General features: G+C 57.3%; 21 protein-coding genes and 1 tRNA gene. 11 read left to right on the plus strand and 11 right to left on the minus strand.

Annotated features, from left to right (window positions below):
- Positions 1–71: 71 nt before the first annotated feature.
- Together ACR0JE_RS18965 and ACR0JE_RS18970 are read right to left on the minus strand one after the other, a co-directional pair.
- Positions 72–926 carry a tyrosine-type recombinase/integrase gene (locus ACR0JE_RS18965; RefSeq protein WP_480865260.1) on the minus strand — a complete coding sequence of 285 codons (855 nt, stop codon included), beginning with the start codon at positions 924–926 and terminating at the stop codon, positions 72–74.
- A gap of 165 nt (positions 927–1,091) precedes the next feature.
- Positions 1,092–1,178, minus strand: a tRNA-Leu gene (locus ACR0JE_RS18970).
- Between the two features lie 200 nt (positions 1,179–1,378).
- Between ACR0JE_RS18970 and ACR0JE_RS18975 the strand changes: the two genes are divergently transcribed.
- Positions 1,379–2,362, plus strand: coding sequence for a complex I NDUFA9 subunit family protein (locus tag ACR0JE_RS18975; RefSeq protein WP_480865261.1), 984 nt, complete (start codon positions 1,379–1,381; stop codon positions 2,360–2,362).
- Here ACR0JE_RS18975 and ACR0JE_RS18980 read toward each other — a convergent pair whose 3' ends face one another.
- On the minus strand, positions 2,363–3,166 hold the full coding sequence (locus ACR0JE_RS18980; protein WP_480865262.1) for an undecaprenyl-diphosphate phosphatase: 804 nt from the start codon (positions 3,164–3,166) through the stop codon (positions 2,363–2,365).
- A gap of 229 nt (positions 3,167–3,395) precedes the next feature.
- Between ACR0JE_RS18980 and ACR0JE_RS18985 the strand changes: the two genes are divergently transcribed.
- From ACR0JE_RS18985 to ACR0JE_RS19020, 8 genes are all read left to right on the plus strand, one after another.
- Entirely contained in the window at positions 3,396–4,829 is a 1,434-nt protein-coding gene (locus ACR0JE_RS18985; RefSeq protein ID WP_480545292.1) for an NAD(P)-dependent oxidoreductase, read from the plus strand.
- Positions 4,830–4,856: 27 nt separating this feature from the next.
- A complete protein-coding gene (locus ACR0JE_RS18990; RefSeq protein ID WP_480545293.1) occupies positions 4,857–5,291 on the plus strand; it encodes a GFA family protein in 435 nt (144 codons plus the stop codon).
- Positions 5,288–9,820, plus strand: coding sequence for a glutamate synthase large subunit (gene gltB, locus ACR0JE_RS18995; RefSeq protein ID WP_480865263.1), 4,533 nt, complete (start codon positions 5,288–5,290; stop codon positions 9,818–9,820). Before ACR0JE_RS18990 ends, gltB begins: the two co-directional genes overlap by 4 nt.
- A gap of 186 nt (positions 9,821–10,006) precedes the next feature.
- A complete protein-coding gene (locus ACR0JE_RS19000; RefSeq protein ID WP_480545295.1) occupies positions 10,007–10,921 on the plus strand; it encodes a Hint domain-containing protein in 915 nt (304 codons plus the stop codon).
- Positions 10,922–10,960: 39 nt separating this feature from the next.
- Positions 10,961–11,695 (plus strand): monofunctional biosynthetic peptidoglycan transglycosylase, encoded by a 735-nt coding sequence (mtgA, locus tag ACR0JE_RS19005; protein WP_480545296.1) that lies wholly within the window; start codon positions 10,961–10,963, stop codon positions 11,693–11,695.
- Between the two features lie 58 nt (positions 11,696–11,753).
- A complete protein-coding gene (gene fzlA / locus ACR0JE_RS19010) occupies positions 11,754–12,419 on the plus strand; it encodes an FtsZ-binding protein FzlA (RefSeq protein WP_170534489.1) in 666 nt (221 codons plus the stop codon).
- A gap of 73 nt (positions 12,420–12,492) precedes the next feature.
- A complete protein-coding gene (queG, locus tag ACR0JE_RS19015) occupies positions 12,493–13,530 on the plus strand; it encodes a tRNA epoxyqueuosine(34) reductase QueG (protein WP_480865264.1) in 1,038 nt (345 codons plus the stop codon).
- Positions 13,531–13,601: 71 nt separating this feature from the next.
- Positions 13,602–15,605: a hydantoinase/oxoprolinase N-terminal domain-containing protein gene (locus ACR0JE_RS19020; protein WP_480865280.1), complete on the plus strand. Its 2,004-nt coding sequence runs from the start codon at positions 13,602–13,604 to the stop codon at positions 15,603–15,605.
- A gap of 31 nt (positions 15,606–15,636) precedes the next feature.
- Here ACR0JE_RS19020 and msrA read toward each other — a convergent pair whose 3' ends face one another.
- A complete protein-coding gene (gene msrA, locus ACR0JE_RS19025) occupies positions 15,637–16,146 on the minus strand; it encodes a peptide-methionine (S)-S-oxide reductase MsrA (RefSeq protein WP_480865265.1) in 510 nt (169 codons plus the stop codon).
- Positions 16,146–16,592 carry a peptide-methionine (R)-S-oxide reductase MsrB gene (gene msrB / locus ACR0JE_RS19030; protein WP_170534495.1) on the minus strand — a complete coding sequence of 149 codons (447 nt, stop codon included), beginning with the start codon at positions 16,590–16,592 and terminating at the stop codon, positions 16,146–16,148. Before msrB ends, msrA begins: the two co-directional genes overlap by 1 nt.
- Before the next feature lie 142 nt (positions 16,593–16,734).
- Between msrB and ACR0JE_RS19035 the strand changes: the two genes are divergently transcribed.
- On the plus strand, positions 16,735–17,256 hold the full coding sequence (locus tag ACR0JE_RS19035; protein ID WP_480865266.1) for a glutathione peroxidase: 522 nt from the start codon (positions 16,735–16,737) through the stop codon (positions 17,254–17,256).
- Here the strand turns inward: ACR0JE_RS19035 and ACR0JE_RS19040 are convergent.
- The 6 genes from ACR0JE_RS19040 to ACR0JE_RS19065 all read right to left on the minus strand — a co-directional run bounded on the left by ACR0JE_RS19040 (position 17,232) and on the right by ACR0JE_RS19065 (position 23,615).
- Positions 17,232–18,119 carry a DMT family transporter gene (locus ACR0JE_RS19040; RefSeq protein WP_480865267.1) on the minus strand — a complete coding sequence of 296 codons (888 nt, stop codon included), beginning with the start codon at positions 18,117–18,119 and terminating at the stop codon, positions 17,232–17,234. The two genes, ACR0JE_RS19035 and ACR0JE_RS19040, sit on opposite strands and share 25 nt — an antisense overlap.
- 269 nt (positions 18,120–18,388) lie before the next feature.
- On the minus strand, positions 18,389–18,619 hold the full coding sequence (locus tag ACR0JE_RS19045; protein ID WP_480865268.1) for a hypothetical protein: 231 nt from the start codon (positions 18,617–18,619) through the stop codon (positions 18,389–18,391).
- Between the two features lie 311 nt (positions 18,620–18,930).
- A complete protein-coding gene (locus ACR0JE_RS19050; protein WP_170453278.1) occupies positions 18,931–19,218 on the minus strand; it encodes an HU family DNA-binding protein in 288 nt (95 codons plus the stop codon).
- A 130-nt stretch (positions 19,219–19,348) separates the two neighbouring features.
- Positions 19,349–20,809 (minus strand): AMP nucleosidase, encoded by a 1,461-nt coding sequence (locus ACR0JE_RS19055; protein ID WP_480865269.1) that lies wholly within the window; start codon positions 20,807–20,809, stop codon positions 19,349–19,351.
- Positions 20,806–22,608 (minus strand): adenine deaminase, encoded by a 1,803-nt coding sequence (ade, locus tag ACR0JE_RS19060; RefSeq protein ID WP_480865270.1) that lies wholly within the window; start codon positions 22,606–22,608, stop codon positions 20,806–20,808. Before ade ends, ACR0JE_RS19055 begins: the two co-directional genes overlap by 4 nt.
- A gap of 146 nt (positions 22,609–22,754) precedes the next feature.
- Positions 22,755–23,615 carry a LysR substrate-binding domain-containing protein gene (locus ACR0JE_RS19065; protein ID WP_480826117.1) on the minus strand — a complete coding sequence of 287 codons (861 nt, stop codon included), beginning with the start codon at positions 23,613–23,615 and terminating at the stop codon, positions 22,755–22,757.
- A 112-nt stretch (positions 23,616–23,727) separates the two neighbouring features.
- Between ACR0JE_RS19065 and ACR0JE_RS19070 the strand changes: the two genes are divergently transcribed.
- Positions 23,728–24,483 (plus strand): class II aldolase and adducin N-terminal domain-containing protein, encoded by a 756-nt coding sequence (locus tag ACR0JE_RS19070; RefSeq protein ID WP_480545307.1) that lies wholly within the window; start codon positions 23,728–23,730, stop codon positions 24,481–24,483.
- Positions 24,484–24,489: the final 6 nt, after the last annotated feature.

Below are 24,489 nucleotides of genomic sequence, written 5' to 3' on the forward strand. Positions count from 1 at the left end.
ATATGACAGATGCCCAAAGGTATTCCTTTCGGCCATCGCTCTAGCAGCTACCGTACTGTTCTGGCTGTAAATCAATGAGTCTGGAGCCTAGACAGCGGAACGACGTGATCGCGCCTCATCTTCATAGGCTCAGCCGGAATCGTCCATTTTTTCCCTTCTAGATTAAAATCTTGCTGCTTGGCCCCGCGTACCTCTCCCGGCCGCGTCATGGTCAAGATTTGAAACAGGATTGCATCTTTGATCACCCCTGCGCCCGAATATTCATCCAGATCGCGAAGAAACTGCCCGAACTGTTTTTCATCGGTAATAGCCGCTCGATTGGTAATCTTCACGGGTAGCAAGGACCCTTTAGTGACCTGCTTAGGATCGTTGTCGGCGCGAAGTGTCACGACTGCATGCCGAAAAACCCCAGAGATAGTACCGCGTAGCTTCTTGGCTGTTTCTCGGCGTCCGCTTTGTTCAATCCGCTTTAGAATGTGGAGTACCTCAGCCGCTGCAATTTCTCGGATTGGCCGGTGGTGAAGTTCCGCTGCCAGCGTATGTACATGCCAGAGCTTCTTCCGCATCGTTGCATCTGCTAGCTCGCGGTCATACGCCATTTGCAGGTATTCCTCCGCTACCAGCAAAAAAGTGTTCCGGGCTTGTGTCTCAGCTTCGATCCTATCGAGCCGCTTCTGTACCGACGGGTCTCCGCCATTGTTTAGGGTTTTCTTGGCCGCATCTCGCATTTTTCGTGCCTCGGCCAATGAAACGTCTGGATATTGGCCGTGCGATAACAGGCGCTCTTTCCCCAGATGGCGATACTTCTGTTGCCATAACTTCGAGCCGTTCGGCTTCACCAAAACAAACAGGCCGCCAGCATCGGCCAACTTGTATGGCTTTGGTTTTGGTTGTGCTTTTCGAATCTTCAGGTCGGAAAGAGGCATTGGGGGTATCAACCTCGGACTGTGGGGGTGATACCCACAAAAATACCCCCACGTGCTGTGCTTTCTGGGGGTATCGAGTGTTCTGGTATGCTCAGAATGATACCCGAATTTAGGCCAAAACCTCAATGAAATTGAGCATTTATGAGCATCTATGTTCGAGAGAAATGGTGCCCAGGAGAGGACTCGAACCTCCACGTCCATACGGACACTAGCACCTGAAGCTAGCGCGTCTACCAATTCCGCCACCTGGGCAGGTGTCGTGAAGGGGCGTTTAAGCCCAGCGACGGGGGGCGTCAACCGGATTCGGGAAGAATCCTGAAAGTTTTTTGAACCCGCTGATCCGGACCTAGATGGGACAAAAGACAATGGGTATTGCGTGGCGATTTAGCGCCTTGTTCCGGGGCTGAGTGAGCGTTAGGTCTAAGGCGTACACTTCGAACAGGAGGCCTCTCATGTCCAAACTGATCACGATCTATGGCGGGTCAGGTTTTGTCGGTCGCTACATCGCGCGGCGCATGGCGGGTGAGGGTTGGCGTGTCCGTGTAGCGGTACGGCGCCCGAATGAGGCGATGTTCGTCAAACCCTATGGCGTTGTTGGTCAGGTCGAGCCGGTCTTGTGCAACATTCGCGATGACGCATCCGTTGCGCAAGCGATGCAGGGCGCGGATGCGGTCGTGAACTGTGTGGGCGTTCTGAACGAATTGGGCAAGAACGAATTTCCTGCGGTTCAGGCCGAAGGCGCCGAACGGATCGCGCGATTGGCTGCCGCGCAGGGTATTTCCCGTATGGTGCATCTGTCCTCGATCGGAGCGGATGCGGATGCCCAAAGCGAATATTCCCGCACCAAAGCGCTAGGTGAAGCTGGCGTGCTTCAGCATATGCCCGGTGCTGTGATCCTGCGGCCGTCGATCATCTTTGGTACCGAAGATCAGTTCTTTAATCGCTTTGCCAGTATGGCGCGCATGGGTCCGTTCCTGCCACTGGTCGGCGCGGAAACGCAGTTTCAACCGGTCTATGTGGATGATGTGGCGCAGGCTGCGGTCAAGGGCATTTTGGGGCAAGCAGCGGCTGGTGTCTATGAGCTTGGCGGGCCCGAGGTGAAAACCTTCCGCGCGTTGATGCAGCAGATGCTTGAGGTGATCCACCGTCGCCGGATCATTCTGGGTGTGCCCTTCTTTGTGGCGAAGATCATGGCCGGTGTACTGGACATTGTGAAATTTGTCAGCTTTCAGCTGTTCCCCAACAATATCCTGACCCGCGACCAGCTCAAAAGCTTGCGTCACGACAATGTGGTTTCGGTTGGGGCTATGTCCTTCGAGGAGCTGGGTATCGAGCCAACGACACTGGCGTCGGTACTGCCGGAGTATCTGTGGAAGTTCCGTCCCTCGGGCCAGTATGATGACATTCAGAATTCAGCCAACAATCTGCGAACCTGATCAGCTGTAGGCGACTGCCAACAGGATAATGCCCAGAACCACGCGATAGATCACGTAAGGTGTGAAGCTGACGCTGCGCAACAGGCGCATCATCAGGCTTAGGGCCAGTAGAGCTGAGACAAAGGCGAAGGCCGCAGCGATTGCTCCGTCTTTTGCAAGCTGTGCATTCGCCTGCTGGATAACATCTACAGATAGCAAAACCCCCGAGGCGATGATGGTCGGGATCGACATCAGCATGGCGATCCGGGCGCCGTCCTCTCGGGTGTATCCAAGTTGGCGTGCGCCGGTGATCGTGATGCCCGAACGCGAAGTGCCGGGGATCAGGGCGACGGCCTGCCACAGGCCCATGACAATTGCATCACGCAGACCCCAATCCTGTGCGGTTTTGGTTTGCGGTCCCTTTTGATCCATCCAATAGAGCAACAGGCCAAACACAAGCATCGTCCAGCCTATTACCGCGATTGAACGCAATGCCTCGGTCAGACCTGTCAGATAGAGGATCAGCCCAGCAATCACAGTTGGGATCGTTGCGATGATAAGCCCAAGTGCCAGCCGTGATTGCGGGGTATCCGTACGACCCAAAAGGGCACGCGGTAAGCCGCGGATGGCGTCTTTCACGTCGCTCCAGAAATACAACACGACCGCGCCCAGCGTGCCCACATGAACAGCGACATCAATGGTTTGGCCTTGATCCTGCATCCCTGTCAGGTTTGGCAGCAGGATCAAGTGACCTGATGAAGATATTGGCAGAAACTCTGTAAGTCCCTGAATGACCGCCACCAGAATCAAGTGAAAGAGACTCATTTAACCTGCCGTACCGCTATCGTTTTGTGTTCAAGTTCATGGGTATTCCGGCACCCGTAAAAAGGAAAGCAGGTTGATAGGTCCGAAGCGGAACTAAAATTGGCGCGAAAATTCGCCAGAATCTCTTCTTGTGGACATTTTTTCCAAATTAGGTCAGTATATTTGACTTTTCATCTGAATTCGCATCTCGTAAAGAATGCCGACCAAGCCAATTCATGGAGTCTGACCCGTGGCCAAGCAACCGATGCTGAAATTTGTGCAGATCGACCGTGCCATGCCCGAAAAGCGTGCCGCCGATGACCGTAGAGAAGATTTTGACGAAATCTATGCGGAATTCGCTGCAGAAAAAGCGGCAGAGCAGGCCAGCAGGTGCAGCCAGTGTGGTGTACCTTATTGCCAGTCACATTGCCCATTGCACAACAATATTCCTGATTGGCTGAACCTGACAGCAACCGGTCGCCTGGAAGAGGCTTACCAAACCAGTCAGGCCACCAATACCTTCCCCGAGATTTGCGGTCGTATTTGCCCGCAGGACCGCTTGTGTGAAGGCAATTGTGTGATCGAACAGTCGGGACACGGCACCGTCACCATCGGCACGATCGAGAAATACATTACTGATACCGCCTGGGACAAAGGCTGGGTACAGCCCGTTGTTCCAGCTTCTGAGCGCGGTGAAAGCGTTGGCATTATCGGCGGCGGCCCGGGCGGGTTGGCTGCGGCGGATATGCTGCGGCGCGCGGGTGTTCAGGTTACAGTCTATGACCGCTATGACCGTGCGGGCGGATTGATGATGTACGGAATTCCAGGCTTTAAATTAGAAAAAGACGTCGTACAGCGCCGCAACGACCTGTTGGCAGATGGCGGGGTCAAATTTGTTCTGAACTGCGATGTGGACGCAGCTAAGTTTGATGAAATTCGGGCGCAGCACGACGCGGTCATCATTGCTACAGGTGTATACAAATCGCGCGATCTGTCGATGCCGGGAAGCGGGCTGAATGGGATCGAAAAGGCGATCGATTTCCTGACTGCTTCGAACCGTAAAAGCTTTGGCGACGACGTCGAAGATTTCGACAATGGCCGCTTGAACGCTGCGGGCAAGAAGGTCGTTGTGATCGGCGGCGGCGACACCGCGATGGATTGCGTGCGCACCTCGATCCGACAAGGAGCGATTTCGGTCAAATGCCTGTATCGGCGCGACCGCGCGAATATGCCCGGCTCGCAGCGCGAAACACAAAACGCCGAGGAAGAAGGCGTTGTGTTCGAATGGCTGAGTGCGCCAAAGGGCTTCACCGGCGATGACAATGTCACTGGTGTGATGGTGCAGAAAATGCGCTTGGGTCAGCCTGACGCATCTGGCCGCCAAGCGCCCGAGGTGATCGAAGGCGCGGACTATGTTGAAGACGCCGATCTCGTGATCAAGGCGCTGGGTTTTGAGCCCGAGGACCTGCCGACCCTGTTTGGCCAGCCCGATCTGCCCGTGACCCGCTGGGGCACCGTCAAGGCGGCTTTCCAGACGGGTGAGACCGAAATGGACGGTGTCTATGCCATCGGAGATATCGTGCGTGGCGCCTCTCTGGTCGTTTGGGCGATCCGCGATGGGCGCGATTGTGCCGACGCGATCATCGAACGGTTCAACGCCAAAGCTGCAATTGCGGCCGAGTGATCAACGCCCCGCGACAGGAGAGTTCAGATGCCTGAATTGAAAGGCCAATGTATGTGCGGTGCGGTCACGATCAGCGCCACCCCAGCAAAAGATTCGCTTGGCGCCTGCCATTGTGACCAGTGTCGCCGGTGGACCAGTTCAATGTTGGTGACGTTTCCAGCTGAACCCGGATATGCCGCTTTGGGTCCGGTCAAGACGTTCACATCGTCCGATTGGGCCGAACGGGCGTTCTGCGCCGACTGCGGATCGGCGCTCTGGTACCGGATCACGCTGCCGGGCGAGATGCACGGACAAACGCAAATGGCGGCGGGCCTGTTCCCAGACACGGGCAACGCGCTGCAACTGGAACTTTATATCGACAAAAAGCCCGACGGGTACGCATTCGCAGGTGAACGCCGGCAGATGACCAAAGCAGAGGTCGAAGCCATGTACGCCTTGCCGGAAGAAGGAGACAGCCAGTGACCAAATATGATGCCGATTGGGTGCGGGCCGAAGAAGCCAAACGTCAATGGATGGCCGAAAACGGTCTCTATTCCGAGGAAGAAGAGCATTCCTCCTGCGGTGTGGGCCTGGTTGTGTCCGTCGATGGCAAGCCATCACGCAAGGTGGTGGATGCCGGGATCGACGCGCTTAAGGCAATCTGGCACCGCGGTGCCGTGGACGCCGATGGTAAGACCGGCGATGGCGCGGGTATCCACGTGCAAATCCCTGTTCCATTCTTCTACGACCAGATCCGTCGCACCGGCCATGAACCCAACCTAGATGAGTTGATTGCCGTTGGTCAGGTCTTTCTGCCTCGCACCGATTTTGGTGCGCAGGAACAATGCCGGACCATAGTGGAAACCGAAGTTCTGCGTATGGGTTACTACATCTATGGCTGGCGCCATGTGCCGGTCGATGTGACCTGCCTGGGTGAAAAGGCCAACGCGACCCGGCCCGAGATCGAACAGATTCTGATCTCTAACTCGAAAGGCGTCGATGAAGAAACGTTCGAGCGCGAGCTGTATGTGATCCGTCGCCGGATCGAAAAAGCGGCTGCGGCTGCGGGGATTTCCGGCCTTTATCTGGCGTCGCTGTCCTGCCGGTCGATCATCTACAAGGGCATGATGCTGGCCGAACAGGTGGCCGTGTTCTACCCCGACCTGATGGACGAACGCTTTGAATCGGCCTTTGCGATCTATCACCAGCGCTATTCGACTAACACCTTCCCACAATGGTGGCTGGCGCAGCCGTTCCGCATGTTGGCTCACAACGGTGAGATCAACACGCTGAAGGGCAACATCAACTGGATGAAAAGCCATGAAATCCGGATGGCCAGCGGAACCTTTGGTGACTATGCCGAGGACATAAAACCGATCATCGCAGGCGGATCGTCAGATTCGGCCGCGTTAGACTCGGTTTTTGAGGTTCTGGTGCGCGCTGGCCGCTCGGCGCCCATGGCAAAAACCATGCTGGTGCCGGAAAGCTGGTCCAAGCAGGCGGTGGAATTGCCGCAGGCCTGGCGCGACATGTATTCCTATTGCAACTCGGTGATGGAGCCGTGGGATGGCCCTGCTGCTCTGGCTATGACCGATGGTCGTTGGGTTTGTGCCGGCCTGGACCGGAATGGTCTGCGCCCGATGCGTTATGTCGTGACCGGTGATGGCTTGGTCATCGCGGGGTCCGAGGCCGGGATGGTGCCGATTGACGAGGCCAGCGTGACCGAAAAAGGCGCCCTGGGGCCGGGTCAGATGCTGGCTGTCGATATGAAAAAGGGCAAGCTGTTCCGCGACAAGCAGATCAAAGACAAACTGGCGCGTGCGCTGCCCTTTGGCGAATGGGTCGGCAAGATTAATGATGTTGATGAATCGCTTGCCGGAGTGACCGAGTCGCCGATCTTTTCGGGCGAAGAACTGCGCAAGCGCCAGATCGCAGCGGGCTATTCTGTGGAAGAGTTGGAGCAAATTCTTGCCCCGATGGCCGAGGATGGCAAAGAGTCTTTGGCCTCAATGGGGGATGACACGCCCTCAGCGGTTCTGTCCAAGCAATATCGCCCGCTGAGTCATTTCTTCCGTCAGAACTTTAGCCAGGTGACCAACCCGCCCATCGACAGTTTGCGTGAATACCGCGTGATGTCATTGAAAACACGGTTCGGGAACCTGAAGAACGTGTTGGACGAAGACAGCAGCCAGACCGAGATCATTGTGCTGGAAAGCCCCTTTGTCGGTAACGCGCAGTGGGACAAGCTGGTTGAAAACTTCAACTCTCCTCTGGCTGAAATCGACTGTAGCTTTGAACCCGGGCGTGGTGCTCTGAATGCCGCTTTGGCTCGTATTAGGGCCGAAGCAGAAGAGGCCGTGCGTTCCGGTGCGGGGCATCTGGTATTGACTGATCTGAACTCGGGTCAGGGTCGTGTTGCTATGCCGATGATCCTGGCGACCAGCGCGGTGCATTCGCATCTGACGCGGCAGGGGCTGCGGACGTTCTGTTCGCTGAACGTGCGGTCCGCCGAATGCGTCGATCCGCATTACTTTGCGGTTCTGATCGGCTGTGGTGCGACCGTGGTGAACGCCTATCTGGCCGAGGATTCGCTGGCCGACCGTATTGATCGTGGCCTGCTGGATGGCTCGCTGACCGAAAACGTGGCGCGCTACCGTGAAGCCATTGACCAAGGTCTGCTCAAGATCATGGCCAAGATGGGGATTTCTGTAATTTCTTCGTATCGCGGCGGTCTGAACTTTGAAGCCGTGGGCCTCAGCCGCGCCATGGTGGCCGAGTATTTCCCTGGCATGACCAGCCGGATCTCGGGTATCGGCGTCACCGGTATTCAGACCAAGGCCGAGGAAATCCATGCCAAAGGCTGGGACAGCGGTCTGGACGTGCTGCCCATCGGTGGTTTCTACAAGGCGCGCAAGTCGGGTGAGACCCACGCATGGGAAGCGACCTCGATGCATATGATGCAAATGGCCTGTAACAGAGCCTCATATGAACTGTGGAAGCAGTACTCGGCCAAGATGCAATCGAATCCGCCGATCCATCTGCGCGATCTGATGGATTTCAAACCGCTGGGCAAACCGGTGCCGATTGAAGAGGTTGAATCGATCACCTCGATCCGCAAACGGTTCGTTACCCCGGGCATGAGCTTGGGTGCGCTGTCGCCCGAGGCGCATAAGACACTGAATGTGGCGATGAACCGGATCGGTGCGAAATCCGACAGTGGTGAAGGTGGCGAAGATCCGGCACATTTCGTGCCGGAACCCAATGGTGACAACCCGTCGGCAAAGATCAAACAGGTGGCCTCGGGCCGGTTTGGTGTGACGGCAGAATACCTGAACCAGTGTGAAGAGCTTGAAATCAAGGTCGCTCAGGGTGCGAAACCCGGCGAAGGTGGTCAGCTGCCGGGCATGAAGGTCACCGACCTGATTGCGCGTCTGCGGCATTCGACCAAGGGGGTGACACTGATTTCGCCGCCGCCGCACCACGATATCTATTCGATCGAGGATCTGGCGCAGCTGATCTATGATCTCAAGCAGATCAACCCGCGCTGCAAGGTGACGGTGAAACTGGTGGCGTCCTCGGGCGTGGGCACGATTGCGGCCGGTGTGGCCAAAGCCAAGGCGGATATCATCCTGATTTCGGGTCACAATGGCGGTACAGGCGCCTCGCCGGCGACGTCGATCAAATATGCCGGTCTTCCGTGGGAGATGGGCCTGACCGAAGCGCATCAGGTTTTGGCGATGAACAACCTGCGCGACCGGGTGACCCTGCGGACCGATGGTGGCCTGCGGACCGGTCGCGACATCGTCATGGCCGCGATGATGGGGGCCGAGGAATATGGCATCGGCACCGCTGCCCTGATCGCAATGGGCTGTATCATGGTGCGTCAGTGCCAGTCGAACACCTGCCCGGTCGGCGTGTGTACCCAAGACGAAAGCCTACGCGCCAAATTCACCGGCAATGCGGATAAGGTCGTCAACCTGATCACCTTCTATGCGCAAGAAGTGCGGGAGTTGCTGGCCAGCCTCGGCGCACGTTCGATTGATGAGATCATCGGACGGGCCGATCTGCTGGCTCAGGTCAGCCGGGGCTCGGCTCATCTGGACGATCTGGACCTGAACCCGCTGCTGATCACCGTCGATGGCGCGCATGACATCGTCTACAACCGCGACAAGGACCGCAACGCGGTGCCCGATACGCTGGACGCTGAAATCGTCCGCGACGCGGCGCGGTTCCTCAAAGACGGTGAAAAGATGCAGCTATCTTACGCGATCCAGAACACGCACCGGACCGTGGGGACGCGCGTCTCCAGCCATATCGTTCAGAACTTCGGTATGCGGAATACGTTCCAGGACGACCATCTGCATGTGAAACTGCAGGGCTCGGCGGGTCAATCGCTGGGCGCGTTTGCGGCGCCCGGTCTGAAACTGGAAGTGTCGGGTGACGCCAATGACTACGTGGGCAAGGGTCTCTCTGGTGGCATGATCGTCGTGCGCCCGCCGCAGGTCAGCCCGTTGAAGGCAGATGACAACACAATCATCGGCAACACCGTCCTATACGGTGCCACCGATGGCCATCTGTTCGCCGCAGGCCGTGCGGGTGAGCGGTTTGCCGTGCGTAACTCGGGTGCCAAAGTGGTGATTGAGGGCTGCGGTTCGAACGGGTGCGAATACATGACGGGCGGAGTGGCCGTCATTCTGGGTGATATCGGTGCCAACTTTGGTGCGGGCATGACCGGGGGTATGGCCTATCTGTATGATCCAGAGGGCAAGGCCGAATTGCTTATGAACATGGAAACGCTGGTGACTTGCCCGGTGACCGTCGACCATTGGGAAGATCAGTTGAAAGCGCTGATCGAACGTCACGCTAGGGAAACCTCAAGCCGTAAGGCCGCGGATATCTTACAACACTGGGATGTCGAGAAGGCTCATTTCCTTCAGGTCTGCCCCAAAGAGATGCTGAACAAGCTCATTCATCCGCTGAGCGTTGAGGCAACCGCAGTCCCGGCCGAATAGTTCTGTGGCCCTTTTTGGGTTAAGGACCCCGCGTGCGCTTTGACGCAAGCGGGGTTCTTCTCAATCAGGGCTTTTCGCCACAATTTTGCCACATCCGCATAAACCAAATATAAATTTTGCCATAGTTTGATCTGGAATTTCTGCCATATTGCGTTTCAACACACGTGAGTACACCGGAGGCATCAAATGCCAACGACATATCTTGATCAGTTCTATTCGTTTGACCCTGCGAATCCGCCCCCAGGTGGCACGGCGGTTGTTGTTGACAAGTTCAACCTGACCGATGTGGATGATGACGGCGAAATCGACGCGCCTAGCGGGGATACCGTAAACGGACAGGACGTTACAGATTCGTGGCCGGGCGATACCGTAACGATCAATGTAACTGGTGTGGGCAATGTCACCTATACCGGCACGACCTTTTATCTTGCCGATGGAACACGGGTCTTTACACCAACGGACGGTCAGGTGCTGCAACCTGGTACGTTTGTGTCGTCGACATTTGTAAACACGCAGGGTCCGTTGCAAGTTGGCGATCTGGGCCCACCCTGTTTTACGCCCGGAACCATGATCGCAACACCAGAAGGCGAACGCCCGGTGGAAAGCCTGACGGCAGGCGATCTGGTGATGACAGTGGATCATGGTCCACAGCCATTGATCTGGGTTGGTGAAACCAAGGTCGAGGCGCAGGGTAAATTTGCCCCAATACAGTTCGCGGCGGGTGTGCTGGGATTGGAACGGCCCTTGCTGGTTTCTCCGCAGCACCGGATGCTGATCGACGATTGGCGGGCGGGTTACATGTTTGGCTATAGCGAAGCGCTGGTGGCCGCGCATACCTTGGTCAATGGCGATACGGTCACGCGCGTCGAAGGTGGCGAAGTTGTCTATTTCCATCTGCTGTTCAAGCAGCATGAAATTGTCATTGCCAACGGGGCCAAAAGCGAAAGCTACTACCCCGGCCATGCGCTGACGGCGTCGGAACGCGACACCCAGGCCGAAATCCTGCGGTTGTTCCCCGAATTGAAAGCGCGCGATGCAAAGCTGCCTGATACCGCCCGGCCTGTGGTTCCACCCCGCGAGGCGCGAGCAATCGCAATATAGGCCGTTCCAAAGCAGCGGCGCGCGTCGTATAGCTGTGATATGGCAAAGAAAGCAGCCCGCAAATCGAGCGGTAAAAAGAGCAAGGCACGCAAAAAGACAATGCCATTGGGTCAGAAACTGCGCCGTTGGGTAACGCGCGCGGTTCTGGGTATTATGTGTTTCTTTTTAGCGCTGGTGTTGCTCTACTCTGTGGTGAATCCACCGATCACCCATACGATCTGGTCCGAATGGCGGCGGCTGGGCAAAGTCGAGCGGGATTGGGTTCCGATCGAAGAAATCAACCCAATCATGGCGCGTTCGGTCGTTGCGGCCGAGGATGCGAATTTCTGCCTGCATTGGGGGTTTGATGTCGCGGCCATCCGTGATGCATTGGAGGATGGCGGCAACCGTGGCGCCTCGACCATTACGCAGCAGGTCGTAAAAAATGTGTTTCTTTGGCAGGGCCGCAGTTGGGTGCGCAAGGCGATGGAGACCTCGCTTACGCCGGTGGTCGAGATTTTCTGGAGCAAACAGCGCATTCTCGAAGTCTATCTGAACGTCGCTGAAACCGGCACAGGCGTGTTTGGAGTTGAGGCTGCGGCACAGCGCAATTTCGGTGTCAGCGCGGCGAACATGACGCCGACACACGCAGCGCGGATCGCGGCGATCTTGCCATCACCGCGCAAACGGTCGGTCACGGATCCATCGGTGTTTACCCGCAGGCGGGCTGCGGCCATCCTGCAGGGGGCGGCTACCATCCGCGCAGATGGTCGCGCGGATTGTTTCGAGGATTGAAACTCATCGCCTCTCGGGGCTAAAGCTGAGAAGTACTCACTGGTTCGATTGGAAGCCCATGGCGCGTCTGTTTCACGTTCCCCTGTCCCCGTATTGCCGCAAGGTTCGGCTGTCTCTGGCGGAAAAGAAGATCGAGGTCGAGCTGGTTGAGGAGAAGTACTGGGAACAGGACCCCGATTTCCTGCGCCGCAACCCGGCGGGCAAAGTGCCTGTCTTGCGGTTGGATGGGCAAATCATGTCGGAAAGTGCGGCAATCTGTGAATACATCGAAGAGACGCGACCCGAACCGCCTCTGATGCCGAAAACGCCCGAGGCGCGATTTGAAGTGCGCCGCTTGGTCGGGTGGTTCGATGACAAGTTTCATCATGAGGTGACATCGAAGCTGTTGTATGAGCGGGTCAACAAGAAGATGACCGGACAGGGCTATCCGGACAGCAAGAACGTCAAAGAAGGTGCGCGGGCAATCAAGTATCACTTGGATTACATGGCGTGGTTGCTGGATCATCGTCGCTGGTTGGCCGGGGATCAGATGACTCTGGCTGATTTCGCGGCTGCGGCGCATTTATCGGCGCTGGACTATATCTCGGACGTGGATTGGAATCGCAGTGCTGCGGTGAAGGATTGGTATGCCAAAATCAAGTCGCGCCCTGCGTTCCGGTCAATCTTGGCCGATCAGGTGCCAGGGTTCCGGCCTCCGCCCCATTACGCGGATCTGGATTTCTGATAGGGTGTTAAGGGGCTGTCTGCCCCCTCTTGTCCCTACAGGCCAATTCACCCCCGAGGATATTTTTAGCCAGATGAAGAATGGATCGGGTTTAAAGGACAAACTGGTAGCGCAGGCTTTGGCCGAGGGGTTTGTATCCTGTCGGGTGTGTCGGCCGTGGGATGTGCCCCAAGTGCCTGCGCGGTTGGAGGCCTTTCTTGAGGCTGGGTATCACGGGCAGATGGGCTGGATGGCCGAGCGGACCCATTGGCGTGGCGACCCGGCGGCGCTGTGGCCCGACGCGCGATCTGTGATCATGTTGGCCGAAAGCTACACGCCCGAGCATGACCCGACCGAGGTGTTGGCGCATCCCGTGCGTGGGGCGATTTCGGTTTATGCGCAGCACAAGGACTACCATGACCTGGTCAAAAAGCGCCTGAAGCGATTGGCGCGCTGGCTGATTGCTGAGTCCGGCGGCGAGGTGAAGGTGTTCGTCGATACGGCTCCGGTGCCCGAGAAGGCCTTGGGGCATGCTGCCGGGCTGGGTTGGCAAGGCAAACATACCAATCTGGTGAGCCGGGATTGGGGAAATTGGGCCTTCATAGGGTCTGTTTTCACCACGTTGGAGTTGCCTACGGACACTCCTGAGGTCGATCACTGTGGATCATGCCGAGCGTGTTTGGACAGTTGCCCGACGGATGCGTTTCCCGCCCCGTATCAGTTGGATGCGCGGCGGTGTATTTCATATCTGACCATCGAGCATAAAGGTCCTGTTGATGATGATTTAAGGGATAAGCTGGGAAACCGGATCTACGGTTGCGATGATTGTCTGGCCGCCTGCCCCTGGAACAAGTTTGCCGTTGCGGCGAGCGATATTCGGTATGCGGCCCGCGATGACCTGAAGGCTCCTGTGTTGGCGGACCTGGCCGTTCTGGATGACGCCGGGTTTCGGGCGAAGTTCTCAGGCTCGCCGATCAAACGGATCGGGCGGGATCGGTTTGTGCGTAATGTGTTGTACGCCATAGGGAACTCCGGGAAGCAGGGTCTTCGGCCGGTTGCTGAGGCGTTGACCGATGACTCCGATCCGACGGTGGCTGATGCGGCGCGCTGGGCGGTTCAACGATTGACTTGAATGCCGCAAACAGGCTGGACGTGTCGGTCCAAACCGCTACACCCATCCAAAGCGAACGAATGGAGGACCCGATGGCGCTGGCTTTGGGGGTGGATACGGGCGGAACCTATACCGATGCGGTCTTGATCCGGGATGAGACTGAGGTGGTTGCCTCGGCCAAATCACTGACCACGCGGGCTGATCTGGCGATTGGCGTGGGTAAGGCGATCTCGGCGGTGCTGGATCAGGCGCGGGTTACGCCCGATCAGATCTCTATGGCGTCGCTTTCGACGACCTTAGCGACGAATGCGCTGGTTGAAGGACAAGGTGGCCGGGTCGCGCTGATCTATATCGGGTTCAAGGAAAGTGATCTTAAAAAGCATGGGCTAAGGGATGCGTTGAAAGACGATCCAGCGCTGGTTGTGGCCGGTGGGCACAGTCACGCGGGTGGTGAGGCTCAGCCATTGGATATCGAGGCTTTGGAGGGTTTCTTAGACTCTTATAAAGGGGTTTCCGGCTTTGCGGTTGCTGCGCAGTTCGCAACACGCAACCCGGCGCATGAGCTGGAGGCAGCGCGGATTATTGCAGAGAAGACGGGCGCGCCCGTCACATGTTCTCATCATCTGTCGGCCAAGCTGAACGGGCCGAAGCGCGCTGTTACAGCCGTTTTGAACGCGCGTCTGATCGGGATGATCGACCGGTTGATCGGGCGTGCGCAAGATCAGTTGCTGACGTTGGGCATTACGGCCCCGATGATGGTCGTGCGCGGCGATGGCGCGTTGATGAGCGCCGAACAGGCGCGTGAGCGACCGATCGAGACGATCCTCAGCGGTCCTGCTGCTTCGATTGTAGGTGCGCGCTGGTTGACGGGGGCCGAGAATGCTCTGGTCTCGGATATTGGCGGGACGACGACCGATGTGGCGCTGATCCGCGATGGGAAGCCCGCGATTGACCCCGCGGGGGCGCAGGTTGGCGGGTTTCGGACCATGGTCGAAGCCGTGGCAATGCGCACCCATGGGCTAGGCGGAGACAGCCAGGCGCATGTGGTGACTGAAGGGCTGGGCGGCGGCGTTTTCCTGGGGCCGCGACGGGTGCTGCCGGTTTCTCTCATCGCTTCGGAGGCGCCTGAAGTGGTGCATTCGGTGCTTGACGAACAACTGCGTTCAACCACGGTTGGCGAGCATGATACCCGGTTTGCCCGTCGCGTGCCCGGGGTTCACGCGGATGGTGTTGGCGCGCGAGAAGAGGTTTTGCTCGATCGGCTTGGCGATCAGGTTCTGCCGCTGAGCGCTTTGTTGCGGACGCGAATGGAGAACGGGGCGCTGACTCGTCTGGTGGATCGAGGGCTCGTGCAGGTCTCAGGTATTACCCCGTCAGATGCCAGCCATGTGCTGGGGCGCGTAGATGCCTGGGATGCCGATGCTGCGCGCAAGGGACTGGAGCTGGTGGCCCGTAAGCGGGTTGGGTCGGGTGATATGCTGGCTACGTCGCCTGAACATTTGGCGCAGATGATCATCGATCAACTCACCGAGCAAACCAGTTTGACCTTGTTAGAGACTGCTTTTGCCGAAGAAGCAGAGGATTTCGACCTGCCCGCAAAAGACCTTGCCCGCCATGTTTTGACCCAACGGGGTTTGGCGCAACACCGGGGTTTGCTGGCTTTAGATGCAGCGTTGAATTTGGATGTGGTGGGGCTGGGCGCGTCTGCCCCCAGCTATTACCCTGCAGTGGGGGATCGGTTGCGCTGTCAGATGGTGTTGCCTGAACATGCAGGTGTCGCCAATGCCATCGGTGCGGTGGTCGGGCGGCTGACCTTGCGGCGGTCGGGCACCGTCACATCGCCTTCTGAAGGGCGATACCGCGTTCATCTGGAAGATGGGCCACAGGATTTTGGTGCATCAGACGAGGCGCTCGCACTGTTGGAGCGGGTGCTGCGCACCGAGGCTGAGGGTGCGGTAAGGGATGCCGGGGCCGACGATATTCGGGTGGTCGTCGACCGCGACATCCGAACAGCCCGGATTGAAGAACGGGACGTGTTTGTCGAGGCGATGCTGACCGTTGAGGCCAGTGGCCGCCCGCGCGTGGCGACGGGATAACCCCCCTCAGACCTCTGAGAGGGGCCGATATTTACTCTGCTGCGTCGCGCTTGGGCAAGACCCAATCGGGGCGCGGGAAGTGGCATGTATACCCGTTGGGAATGCGTTCCAGATAGTCCTGATGCTCTGGCTCGGCCTCCCAAAAGTCACCCACGGGTTCAAGCTCGGTCACAACCTTACCGGGCCACAGACCGCTGGCATCCACATCGGCAATCGTATCCAGCGCCACCTGTTTCTGTGCCTTGTCGACGTAGTAAATGGCCGAGCGATAGCTCATCCCGCGATCATTGCCCTGACGGTTCGGGGTGGTTGGGTCGTGGATCTGAAAGAAGAATTCCAGCAACTCACGATAGGTGATGCCCGTCGGATCAAACCAGATTTCGATCCCTTCGGCATGGGTACCGTGGTTGCGATAAGTGGCGTTGGGCACATCGCCGCCGGTATATCCAACACGCGTGCGCGATACACCGGGAAGTTTGCGGATCAGGTCCTGCATGCCCCAAAAACAGCCCCCTGCCAGAACGGCGCGTTCAATGGTCATCAGATTTCCTCCACATGATTCAGGTAATCGCCGTAGCCTTCGGCCTCCATCTCATCGCGATGGATGAACCGCAAGGCGGCTGAGTTGATGCAATAGCGCAGCCCGCCCTGGTCACGCGGGCCATCAGGGAATACATGCCCCAGATGGCTGTCACCGTGTTTCGAGCGGACCTCGGTTCGGATCATACCATGGGTAGTGTCGCGAAACTCTTCCACATGTTCATGGATGATGGGTTTGGTAAAACTGGGCCAGCCACAGCCGGATTCGTACTTATGGGTCGACGCAAACAAGGGTTCACCCGAAACGATGTCCACATAGATGCCGGGTTCTTTGTTGCCCAGATGCTTTCCAGTTCCGGGTCGTTCGGTGCCGTTGCGCTGAGTCACATGGAACTCTTCAGGGGAAAGAGCGGCAATGGCCTCGGGGTCTTTGGTATAACGGGTCATGGCGTCTCCTTTTCTTGGCTTTTGCCCAATATTTGGGGTTTGAGCGCGGGAAAGCAAAGTCATATTTCAGAGGCCTCTCGCCTTCGTGCAAGTGATCTGTCTGCCCGCTTCGGACGTAGAAGTCTTAAAAGGAGGATGGTCAATGTTGAGACTACTGCTTTTGACGGCTTTGATATTGGTTGGACGTGTAGTGCAGGCGGCCCCGCTAGTGGGTGAGTTTGAGTCGATAGATGGCGGCACGCTGTCGATCGAAGACTGGCGTGGGCAGCCGGTTTTGGTTGTAAACACAGCGTCTCAATGTGGGTTCACCGGGCAATATGCTGTGTTGCAAGATGTGTATGAAGCTTACGCGGACCGAGGTCTTGTGGTTCTGGCCGTTCCGTCCGATTCCTTCAATCAGGAGCTGGAATCAGCAGATGAGGTCAAACAATTCTGCGAAATGAACTATGGTTTGACCCTTCCGATGACGGATATCACACCGGTCACAGGCCGAAACGCGCATCCGTTCTATCAGGCAGTCGCCAGTCAGACAGGTTTTGTGCCCAACTGGAATTTCAACAAGATCCTGATTGACCCCAACGGAGAGGTTGTGGCGACCTTTGGATCGAATGTCAGGCCAGACTCGCGTAAACTGTTGTCTCAGGTCGAAGCGCTGCTTCGCTGAGCGGGTTGTCGGGACATCTGCACGGCCAAGATACTAAGGGTTGTGACGGCAACGCCCAACAGGTCCATTGGCCCAAGTTTCTCTCCGAGTATGATCGCTGCGACGGCAACCCCAAAGACCGGGTTCAGAAAGTGGAATGTGGCCGCGCGGGTGGCGCCGATACGGTCGAGCAACAGGAACCAGATCAACGTCGCCAGAAGGCCGGGGAAAAGAGTTGTGTAGATGAACGCCAGCGCCAGAGGGACGGTTGGGTTGATATAGATGCTCTCGAAAACAGGCGCTGCAACGAACAGAACTGCCGACCCCACCAGCATTTGAAGACCAACAACCATCATGAAGTTCCCGCCCGAGGTCGCACCCCGCACCGCAAGCGTGGCAAAAGTCAGCGCCAGGGCACCTATGCCGCACAGCATCACACCAAACAGGTCGATCCCAGCGGTAACGCGGCTGCTCATGATCAGGGCGACCCCGGCGAATCCGGCCAGTAGGCCGAGTACCCCTAGGGGCCGAAGTTTGTCCTCAAGAAACAGCCAACCCGCCAGTGCCACCAGCAAGGGCATAGTCGAAGCGATGATGGCTGCAACCGAGGCTTCGATCGTTTGCATCGCATAGAAATTCAGACCCAAATACAGGGCATTTTGGCATATTCCGAACAGAATAGTCGCCCGCCACTGCGCTCGCGTCAGCGCCCAGCTTTGCCCCATGGCGCGTGCGATGGCGACGCCGATCAGGCCCGAGATCAAAAAGCGCAAGGCGAGGGAGAACAGAGGAGACGCATCTGCCACAATGATCCGGGCCGAGGTGAATGCCGACGACCAGATTAAGGCAAATACCAGCCCCATGGCGATGGCGCGTAAATCCATTTGCCCCTCCGTCTAAACGCGGGGACCATTCCTGATAAACGCAAGCTTCGCAAGGAGGAGATTTGCGTTTGCATGCTCCCCAGTCTCTTCCTACCCGTGATCGCCGGGCGACAAAGTCTAATAATACGATACGAAAACCAAACAGGCGTAGCATCTTTCGCCTGCCTGCTTTTGATCAGCATGACTGCAACTCGCTGGTTGCAGAGAACTGGCTGTGAAATCTGCCCTGAAGCTCAGACCAAAGCGGTCTGGATACGACACGATTCGCCTTAGTTTGTTCGGGTCTCTGTTTCAGTGACTTGATCGCCTTTTGTTTTGCGCTGACGAAAACTCGGATTCTTCATCAGCGCGATGATTGCGATGATTGCGATTACAAACACAACAAAACCAGCAAGCAAAAGCGCGAGTGGTAGCGCACCGCTTGCGGCAAGCTTGTCAATGATTTCAGATAGCTCAGTCACTTGCCTCTCCAAATCTGGTTCGACAGGCGGCATTGACATAAAAACGTCACTTGACCGGGATCGGCCAATTTTGTTCTTTGTCGCGGCAAGCGCGGGTGTTGCTTTCCAAACTAGACCCACGCTTGCTTGGCTTTATCGCCTATCTGGAGGTCGCAATATTGCGACCTCTTCACATTTCCATACGCTCATCCGCACGGTACCGAGTCCTTAGGCAGCCAGCGTGAGGCTTTTGTGACGCAAGAGTAACAGTTTTGTAACTCACATGAGCTTGGGTGACGCATGTAGGCCTGCTACAAAAGAAAAAGGGCCCCCAAACGGCGGCCCTCAATCGCTTCGTGGTAAAGGTTGAATCAGCCGTTCACGCTGTCCTTCAGCGCCTTTGCAATGGTCATTTTGACCACCTTGTCGGCCTCTTTCTTGAACTGTTCGCCGGTGGCGGGGTTGCGCACCATGCGCTCGGGGCGCTCGCGGCAGTAGATTTTGCCAACGCCGGGCAGGGTGACTGCGCCGCCGGCCGAAACTTCGCGGGTGATCAGGCCGGTGATGGCCTCAAGCGCGGAATTCGCTGATTTCTTGTCAGTCCCCATTTCCTCAGCGAGAGCAGCAACCAGCTGAGTCTTTGTCATAGGCTTTGCCATTTCTTGGTCTCCTTAACGTGCCCGATAAATTGGGCCTCACCGCGTAACTGTAACGGTATATTGTGGTTAAACACAACGAATAGTAGCGCCAAAACCCCTAAAAATATGGGGATTTCGTTGCTTTTTTACGTCACAGGAAGGCTGTTTCGTCGAAAGAGCGCAATTTCCGGCTGTGCAGACGCTCTAGCGGCATGCCCCGCAGGTGTTCCATCGCCCGTATTCCGATTGCCAGATGACGGCTGACCTGGGTGGTATAGAACGATGATGCCATGCCGGGAAGCTTTAATTCACCGTGCAGGGGTTTGTCTGATACGCAAAGCAATGTGCCGTAGGGCACCCGGAAACGATAGCCGTTTGCGGCAATGGTGGCGCTTTCCATATCCAGCGCGATTGCGCGGGATTGGCTGAGCCGCTGCACCGGGCCGGACTGATCGCGTAGCTCCCAATTGCGGTTGTCAACCGAAGCCACCGTGCCCGTGCGCATGATCCGTTTAAGCTCATAGCCCTGCAACTCTGTCACCTCGGCAACGGCGTGTTCCAGCGCGACCTGAACCTCGGCCAGCGGTGGGATCGGCACCCAGACGGGCAGGTCATCGTCCAGCACCTTGTCCTCGCGCAAGTAAGCGTGGGCCAGAACGAAGTCCCCCAGCGCTTGCGTGTTGCGCAGCCCGGCGCAGTGCCCGACCATCAGCCAGGCATGCGGTCGCAAGACGGCGATATGGTCTGTTGCGGTTTTCGCGTTCGACGGACCGACCCCGATATTGACCAGAGTGATCCCTGACCCATCCGCGCGTTTCAGGTGGTAGGTGGGCATCTGCGGCAGTTTCAGGGGTTGTTCCAGGTCTGCATCCGGGGTCGTGATCTCAACATTCCCTGTCGAAACAAAGCTGGTATAGCCGCTTTCGGGGTCTGCCAGTTGTTCGCGCGCGTATTTCTCGAACTCCGAGACATAGAACTGGTAGTTGGTGAACAACACGTGGTTCTGAAAATGCCCAGCATCCGTTGCCGTATAATGCGCCAGTCGCGCCAGCGAATAGTCCACACGCTGTGCGGTAAACAAGGCCAGCGGGCCGACCGTGTCATGATCGAGCACACCGTTGACGATGTCATCGTTGGTTGTGTTCAGATCGGGCACATCGAAGACATCGCGCAGGGTGAAACCGGCGGCCCCCTGTTGTGGCACCATCAAATTTGGATTGTTGGCAACCGCGAAGTGCACCGGGATCGGCGTATCAGATGCGCTGATGGTCACGGGCTGGCCATGGTTTTTGATCAGCAGGGCGATCTGTTGCTCCAGATAGGATCGGAACAGATCGGGCCGGGTAACGGTGGTTGCGTGAACGCCGGGCTCGGACACGTGGCCAAAGCTCAACCGGCTGTCGACCTGCGCGTAAGACGTGGTTTTGATGCGAATTTCCGGGTAATAGGCTCTGATCCGTCCCTCTGGCGCGCCGTCTTGCAGGGCCGAGGCGAAGTGGTCACACAGATATTCGGTGGCTTGTTTGTACAGCACTTCCAGCCGAGCTACGGCTGCTTTGGGGTCTGTGAATTTTTCCGGTGCGATTGCATCAGGTGTTTTTATTTTTGTCATGCCAGTGGTTCCAGAAGTTCGATCTTTTCAAATGTGCGCACATCTACAAGCCCCAGGTCCGAGATCCGCAATTCCGGGATCACGACCAGCGCCAAAAGAGAGTGCTGCATATAGGCGTTGTTCAAGGTACAGCCGCAGGCCTGCATAGCCTCGACCATATTCTCAGCTTTTGCTGCGACCTCAGACGCGGGACTGTCGGACATCAAACCAGCGATGGGCAATTCGACCAGTGCAAGCTCCTGCCCATCGCGGTACAGGGTGATCCCGCCTCCCACTTCGGCCAGCCGGTTGGCCGCCATGGCCATTTGTTCCCGGTCGGTACCAACCACGATCATGTGGTGGCTGTCATGCGCCACGGTTGAGGCCATGGCCATTTTGCCCTGATAGCCAAAGCCCGAGACAAAGGCATTCGTCACCCCGCCCGTCGCCTGATGACGTTCCACCAGCGCGATTTGGCAGACATCACCTTCGCCTTCGACCAGCCCGCCAATGATCGGCAGTTCCGCCTTCAGCGCTTTGGTCGGGGCCTGGTTTTCGACAACCCCGATGACGTTGGCCTGTACGCGGTTGGCCCCCGTTGGGGGTTTGATCTCGAAATCGTCCGCGCTCAGCGCGTGGCCCAGATGCACGGTGTAGCGGGCGTTGTCGGGCCAGTTCAAATGTGGACAGTCAACTGTAATCTGACCACCTTCCGCGACCACCTGTCCGCGCGCAATTACTGTCTCAACCGGTAATTCAATCAAGTCCGAACTGAGAACGATATCCGCCCTGCGCCCGGGAGCGACCGACCCAATCTCACGCTCCAGCCCGAAATGGGTGGCGGTGTTGATCGTGGCCATCTGCAGCGCAATCAGCGGATCGCAGCCGCAGGCAATCGCGTGGCGCACCACCCGGTTCATATGCCCGTCGTTCACCAAAGTGCCCGAGTGGCAATCATCTGTGCACAGGATAAAGTTGCGCGGGTCCAGGCCCTTTTCGGTGATGGCCGTGATCTGACTTTCCACGTCATACCAGGCCGAGCCCAGCCGCATCATCGAGCGCATACCCTGCCGTACGCGGGCAATGGCATCGGCTTCGCAAGTACCTTCATGATCATCTGCAGGCCCGCCTGCGACGTAAGCCGCGAAATCTGGCCCTAAATCAGGGGATGCATAGTGTCCGCCTACCGTTTTGCCGGCGCGTTGAGTAGCTGCGATCTCGGCCAGCATCTTAGGGTCACCGTGGATCACACCAGGGAAATTCATCATTTCACCCAACCCGACAATGCCGGGCCAATTCATCGCTTCGCGGACATCCTCGGGCGTGATCTCGTAGCCCGTCGTCTCCAATCCCGGAGCCGATGGCGCGCAAGAGGGCATCTGGGTGAAGATATTCACCGGCTGCATCATCGCTTCGTCATGCATCATGCGCACGCCGTTTAGACCCAGCACATTCGCGATCTCGTGCGGATCGGTGAACATTGACGTGGTGCCATGCGGGATCACGGCTCGCGCAAATTCTGCGGGTGTCAGCATGCCCGATTCGATATGCATGTGGCCGTCGCATAGACCGGGCAAGATATAGCGACCTTCTGCTTCGACGATCTGCGTCTCAGGGCCGATGCAATGGGTGGCATCCGGCCCGACAAAGGCAATACGCCCCTCAGCAATCGCGACCGAATGATCAGGCAGCAGCTCGCGGCTGTGCACATTGACCCAGATGCCACCGCGAATGACCATATCGGCGGCGTCGCGTCCGGCGGCAACGGCGATCAAACGAGGGGCGACATCGGGCCAGCTTGGGAAAGGTGTGTATTCCATGGCTCAACTTTCATGAAGTCGCGGTCGGGTGCAACCCCGGTAATTTTAGGTCATCAAATCATCACAAAACCTGCCCGCAGCGCGCCAGCGCTGTGCGGCCCAACCAGAGGAGATGCCCCGCAAGGGGCAACGACGATGGGCGGGAGCTACCCGATCTCGCGTCTTATCCAATTGGCAAAAGCGACAGCACCCGGGGTTTCCTCGGCCTGAGGGGAGAGCAACAGATAATAGGCCTCGGGCATCGGGGCGCGATGGTCGAACGGGGCGACCAGCTGCCCTTGTTCGATCAGCCTCCCTGCAATAGCGTCATGAGCCAAACACAACCCACCCCCAGCCATCGCCGCCGATAGGCAGACCAGATACGTCGTTGCATAGGTGATCGTAGGTTTTTCCCAATTTAGACCCTGTTCTTCGGCCCAACTTGCCCAATTTGACAGCAGGTTCGAACAATCAAACAGCGGCTGCTGCTGCAAAGTGTCCAAAGTGACCGGAAAACCCGGTGCGCAAACAGGATAGTAGTATTCTTGCCGCAACAACTCGGTTCGAACAGTATCGGCAGGGCGCAGTGAGAATCGGATTTCTACCGCCGCGCCTTCCGCCATTTCCCGGGGCTCCCACAATTCAGTGAAGATGTTCAGTTGCACATCCGGGTGTTCAGCCTGGAATGCAGGCAGGCGAGGGGCCAGCCAGTTCACGGCGAAACTGATGTTGCACTGAACCTGAACGGCATTCTGCTGCGCGCCCGTCACGGCTTGGGTCCCACGCACCAGCGTCCAAAAAGCCTCTCGCACAACGGGCAGATAGGTGATTCCGGCCTCGGTCAACTCCAGCGCCTTGGGACGACGCAGAAACAGAGGCTGACCCAGATGCCCCTCCAGTGACTTAATCTGCTGGCTTACCGCGCTTTGCGTCATGTTTAGATCTCGCGCTGCTCCGGTGAATGAGAGATTGCGCGCAGCTGCTTCGAAGGTGCGTAGCCAGCCCAGAGGTGGAAGAGAGTTCCGCACGTGCATAACCTCAGCATAAGTTTTACTAATGAGATAGAGGCGTTTTTTTCGTTGGTCAAACTTCTGTGCGCGAGGCAGGCTTTTCCCAGATCAGTTGCTAGGGAGCCATGCCATGAGTGTTGCCAATCTTCGCCCCAATATCGACCATTGGCCTCAGCGCGTGGATATGGCCGCGACTTTTCGCTGGACTGAACGTCTGAACATGCATGAAGGCGTGGCCAATCACTTCAGTCTGGCGGTGAATGAGGATGGAACGCAGTTCCTGATGAACCCCAATCAGATTTATTTCGGGCGTATTCGGGCTTCGGACCTGTTGCTGCTGGACGCGAATGATCCCGACGTGATGACACAACCCGGCGCGCCGGACCCAACGGCTTGGGGGCTTCACGGCTCGATCCACCGTCACTGTCCCCACGCGCGATGCGTAATGCATGTGCATTCGATCTTTGCGACTGTGCTGGCCTCATTGGCTGAAAGCAATCTGCCGCCCATCGATCAGAACACGGCCACGTTCTACAACCGCTATGTCATTGATGAGGAATTCGGCGGACTGGCTTTTGAAAGCGAGGGCGAACGCTGCGCCTCAATGCTCTCGGACCCGAAGAAAAAGGTGATGATCATGGGCAACCATGGTGTACTGATCATCGGTAGTGATCCGGCAGATGCCTTTAATAGACTCTATTATTTTGAGCGCGCCGCCGAAACCTATATCCGCGCGCTACAAACCGGACAGCCTTTGCGCGTGCTCTCGGATGAGATCGCCGAAAAGACCGCGCAAGAGCTGGATGACTACCCCGATCAGGCCGAGGCGCATCTGCGTGAGATCAAAGCGATGCTGGATGCCGAAGGCTCGGATTACGCAACCTGACCCCGA

Source organism: Ruegeria sp. H3, assembly GCF_056533095.1.

Coding starts and splice junctions, on each gene's coding strand:
- ACR0JE_RS19000 (WP_480545295.1), top strand. CDS start 10,007: ATGCCAACGACATATCTTGATCAGTTCTATTCGTTTGACCCTGCGAAT.
- ACR0JE_RS19035 (WP_480865266.1), top strand. CDS start 16,735: ATGTTGAGACTACTGCTTTTGACGGCTTTGATATTGGTTGGACGTGTA.
- msrB (WP_170534495.1), bottom strand. CDS start 16,592: ATGACCCGTTATACCAAAGACCCCGAGGCCATTGCCGCTCTTTCCCCT.
- ACR0JE_RS19045 (WP_480865268.1), bottom strand. CDS start 18,619: ATGTCAATGCCGCCTGTCGAACCAGATTTGGAGAGGCAAGTGACTGAG.
- ACR0JE_RS19070 (WP_480545307.1), top strand. CDS start 23,728: ATGAGTGTTGCCAATCTTCGCCCCAATATCGACCATTGGCCTCAGCGC.
- ACR0JE_RS18980 (WP_480865262.1), bottom strand. CDS start 3,166: ATGAGTCTCTTTCACTTGATTCTGGTGGCGGTCATTCAGGGACTTACA.
- ACR0JE_RS18990 (WP_480545293.1), top strand. CDS start 4,857: ATGCCTGAATTGAAAGGCCAATGTATGTGCGGTGCGGTCACGATCAGC.
- msrA (WP_480865265.1), bottom strand. CDS start 16,146: ATGACCATTGAACGCGCCGTTCTGGCAGGGGGCTGTTTTTGGGGCATG.
- fzlA (WP_170534489.1), top strand. CDS start 11,754: ATGGCGCGTCTGTTTCACGTTCCCCTGTCCCCGTATTGCCGCAAGGTT.
- ACR0JE_RS19050 (WP_170453278.1), bottom strand. CDS start 19,218: ATGGCAAAGCCTATGACAAAGACTCAGCTGGTTGCTGCTCTCGCTGAG.
- ACR0JE_RS19040 (WP_480865267.1), bottom strand. CDS start 18,119: ATGGATTTACGCGCCATCGCCATGGGGCTGGTATTTGCCTTAATCTGG.
- mtgA (WP_480545296.1), top strand. CDS start 10,961: ATGGCAAAGAAAGCAGCCCGCAAATCGAGCGGTAAAAAGAGCAAGGCA.
- ACR0JE_RS18965 (WP_480865260.1), bottom strand. CDS start 926: ATGCCTCTTTCCGACCTGAAGATTCGAAAAGCACAACCAAAACCAAAG.
- ade (WP_480865270.1), bottom strand. CDS start 22,608: ATGGAATACACACCTTTCCCAAGCTGGCCCGATGTCGCCCCTCGTTTG.
- queG (WP_480865264.1), top strand. CDS start 12,493: ATGAAGAATGGATCGGGTTTAAAGGACAAACTGGTAGCGCAGGCTTTG.
- ACR0JE_RS18975 (WP_480865261.1), top strand. CDS start 1,379: ATGTCCAAACTGATCACGATCTATGGCGGGTCAGGTTTTGTCGGTCGC.
- ACR0JE_RS19055 (WP_480865269.1), bottom strand. CDS start 20,809: ATGACAAAAATAAAAACACCTGATGCAATCGCACCGGAAAAATTCACA.
- ACR0JE_RS19020 (WP_480865280.1), top strand. CDS start 13,602: ATGGCGCTGGCTTTGGGGGTGGATACGGGCGGAACCTATACCGATGCG.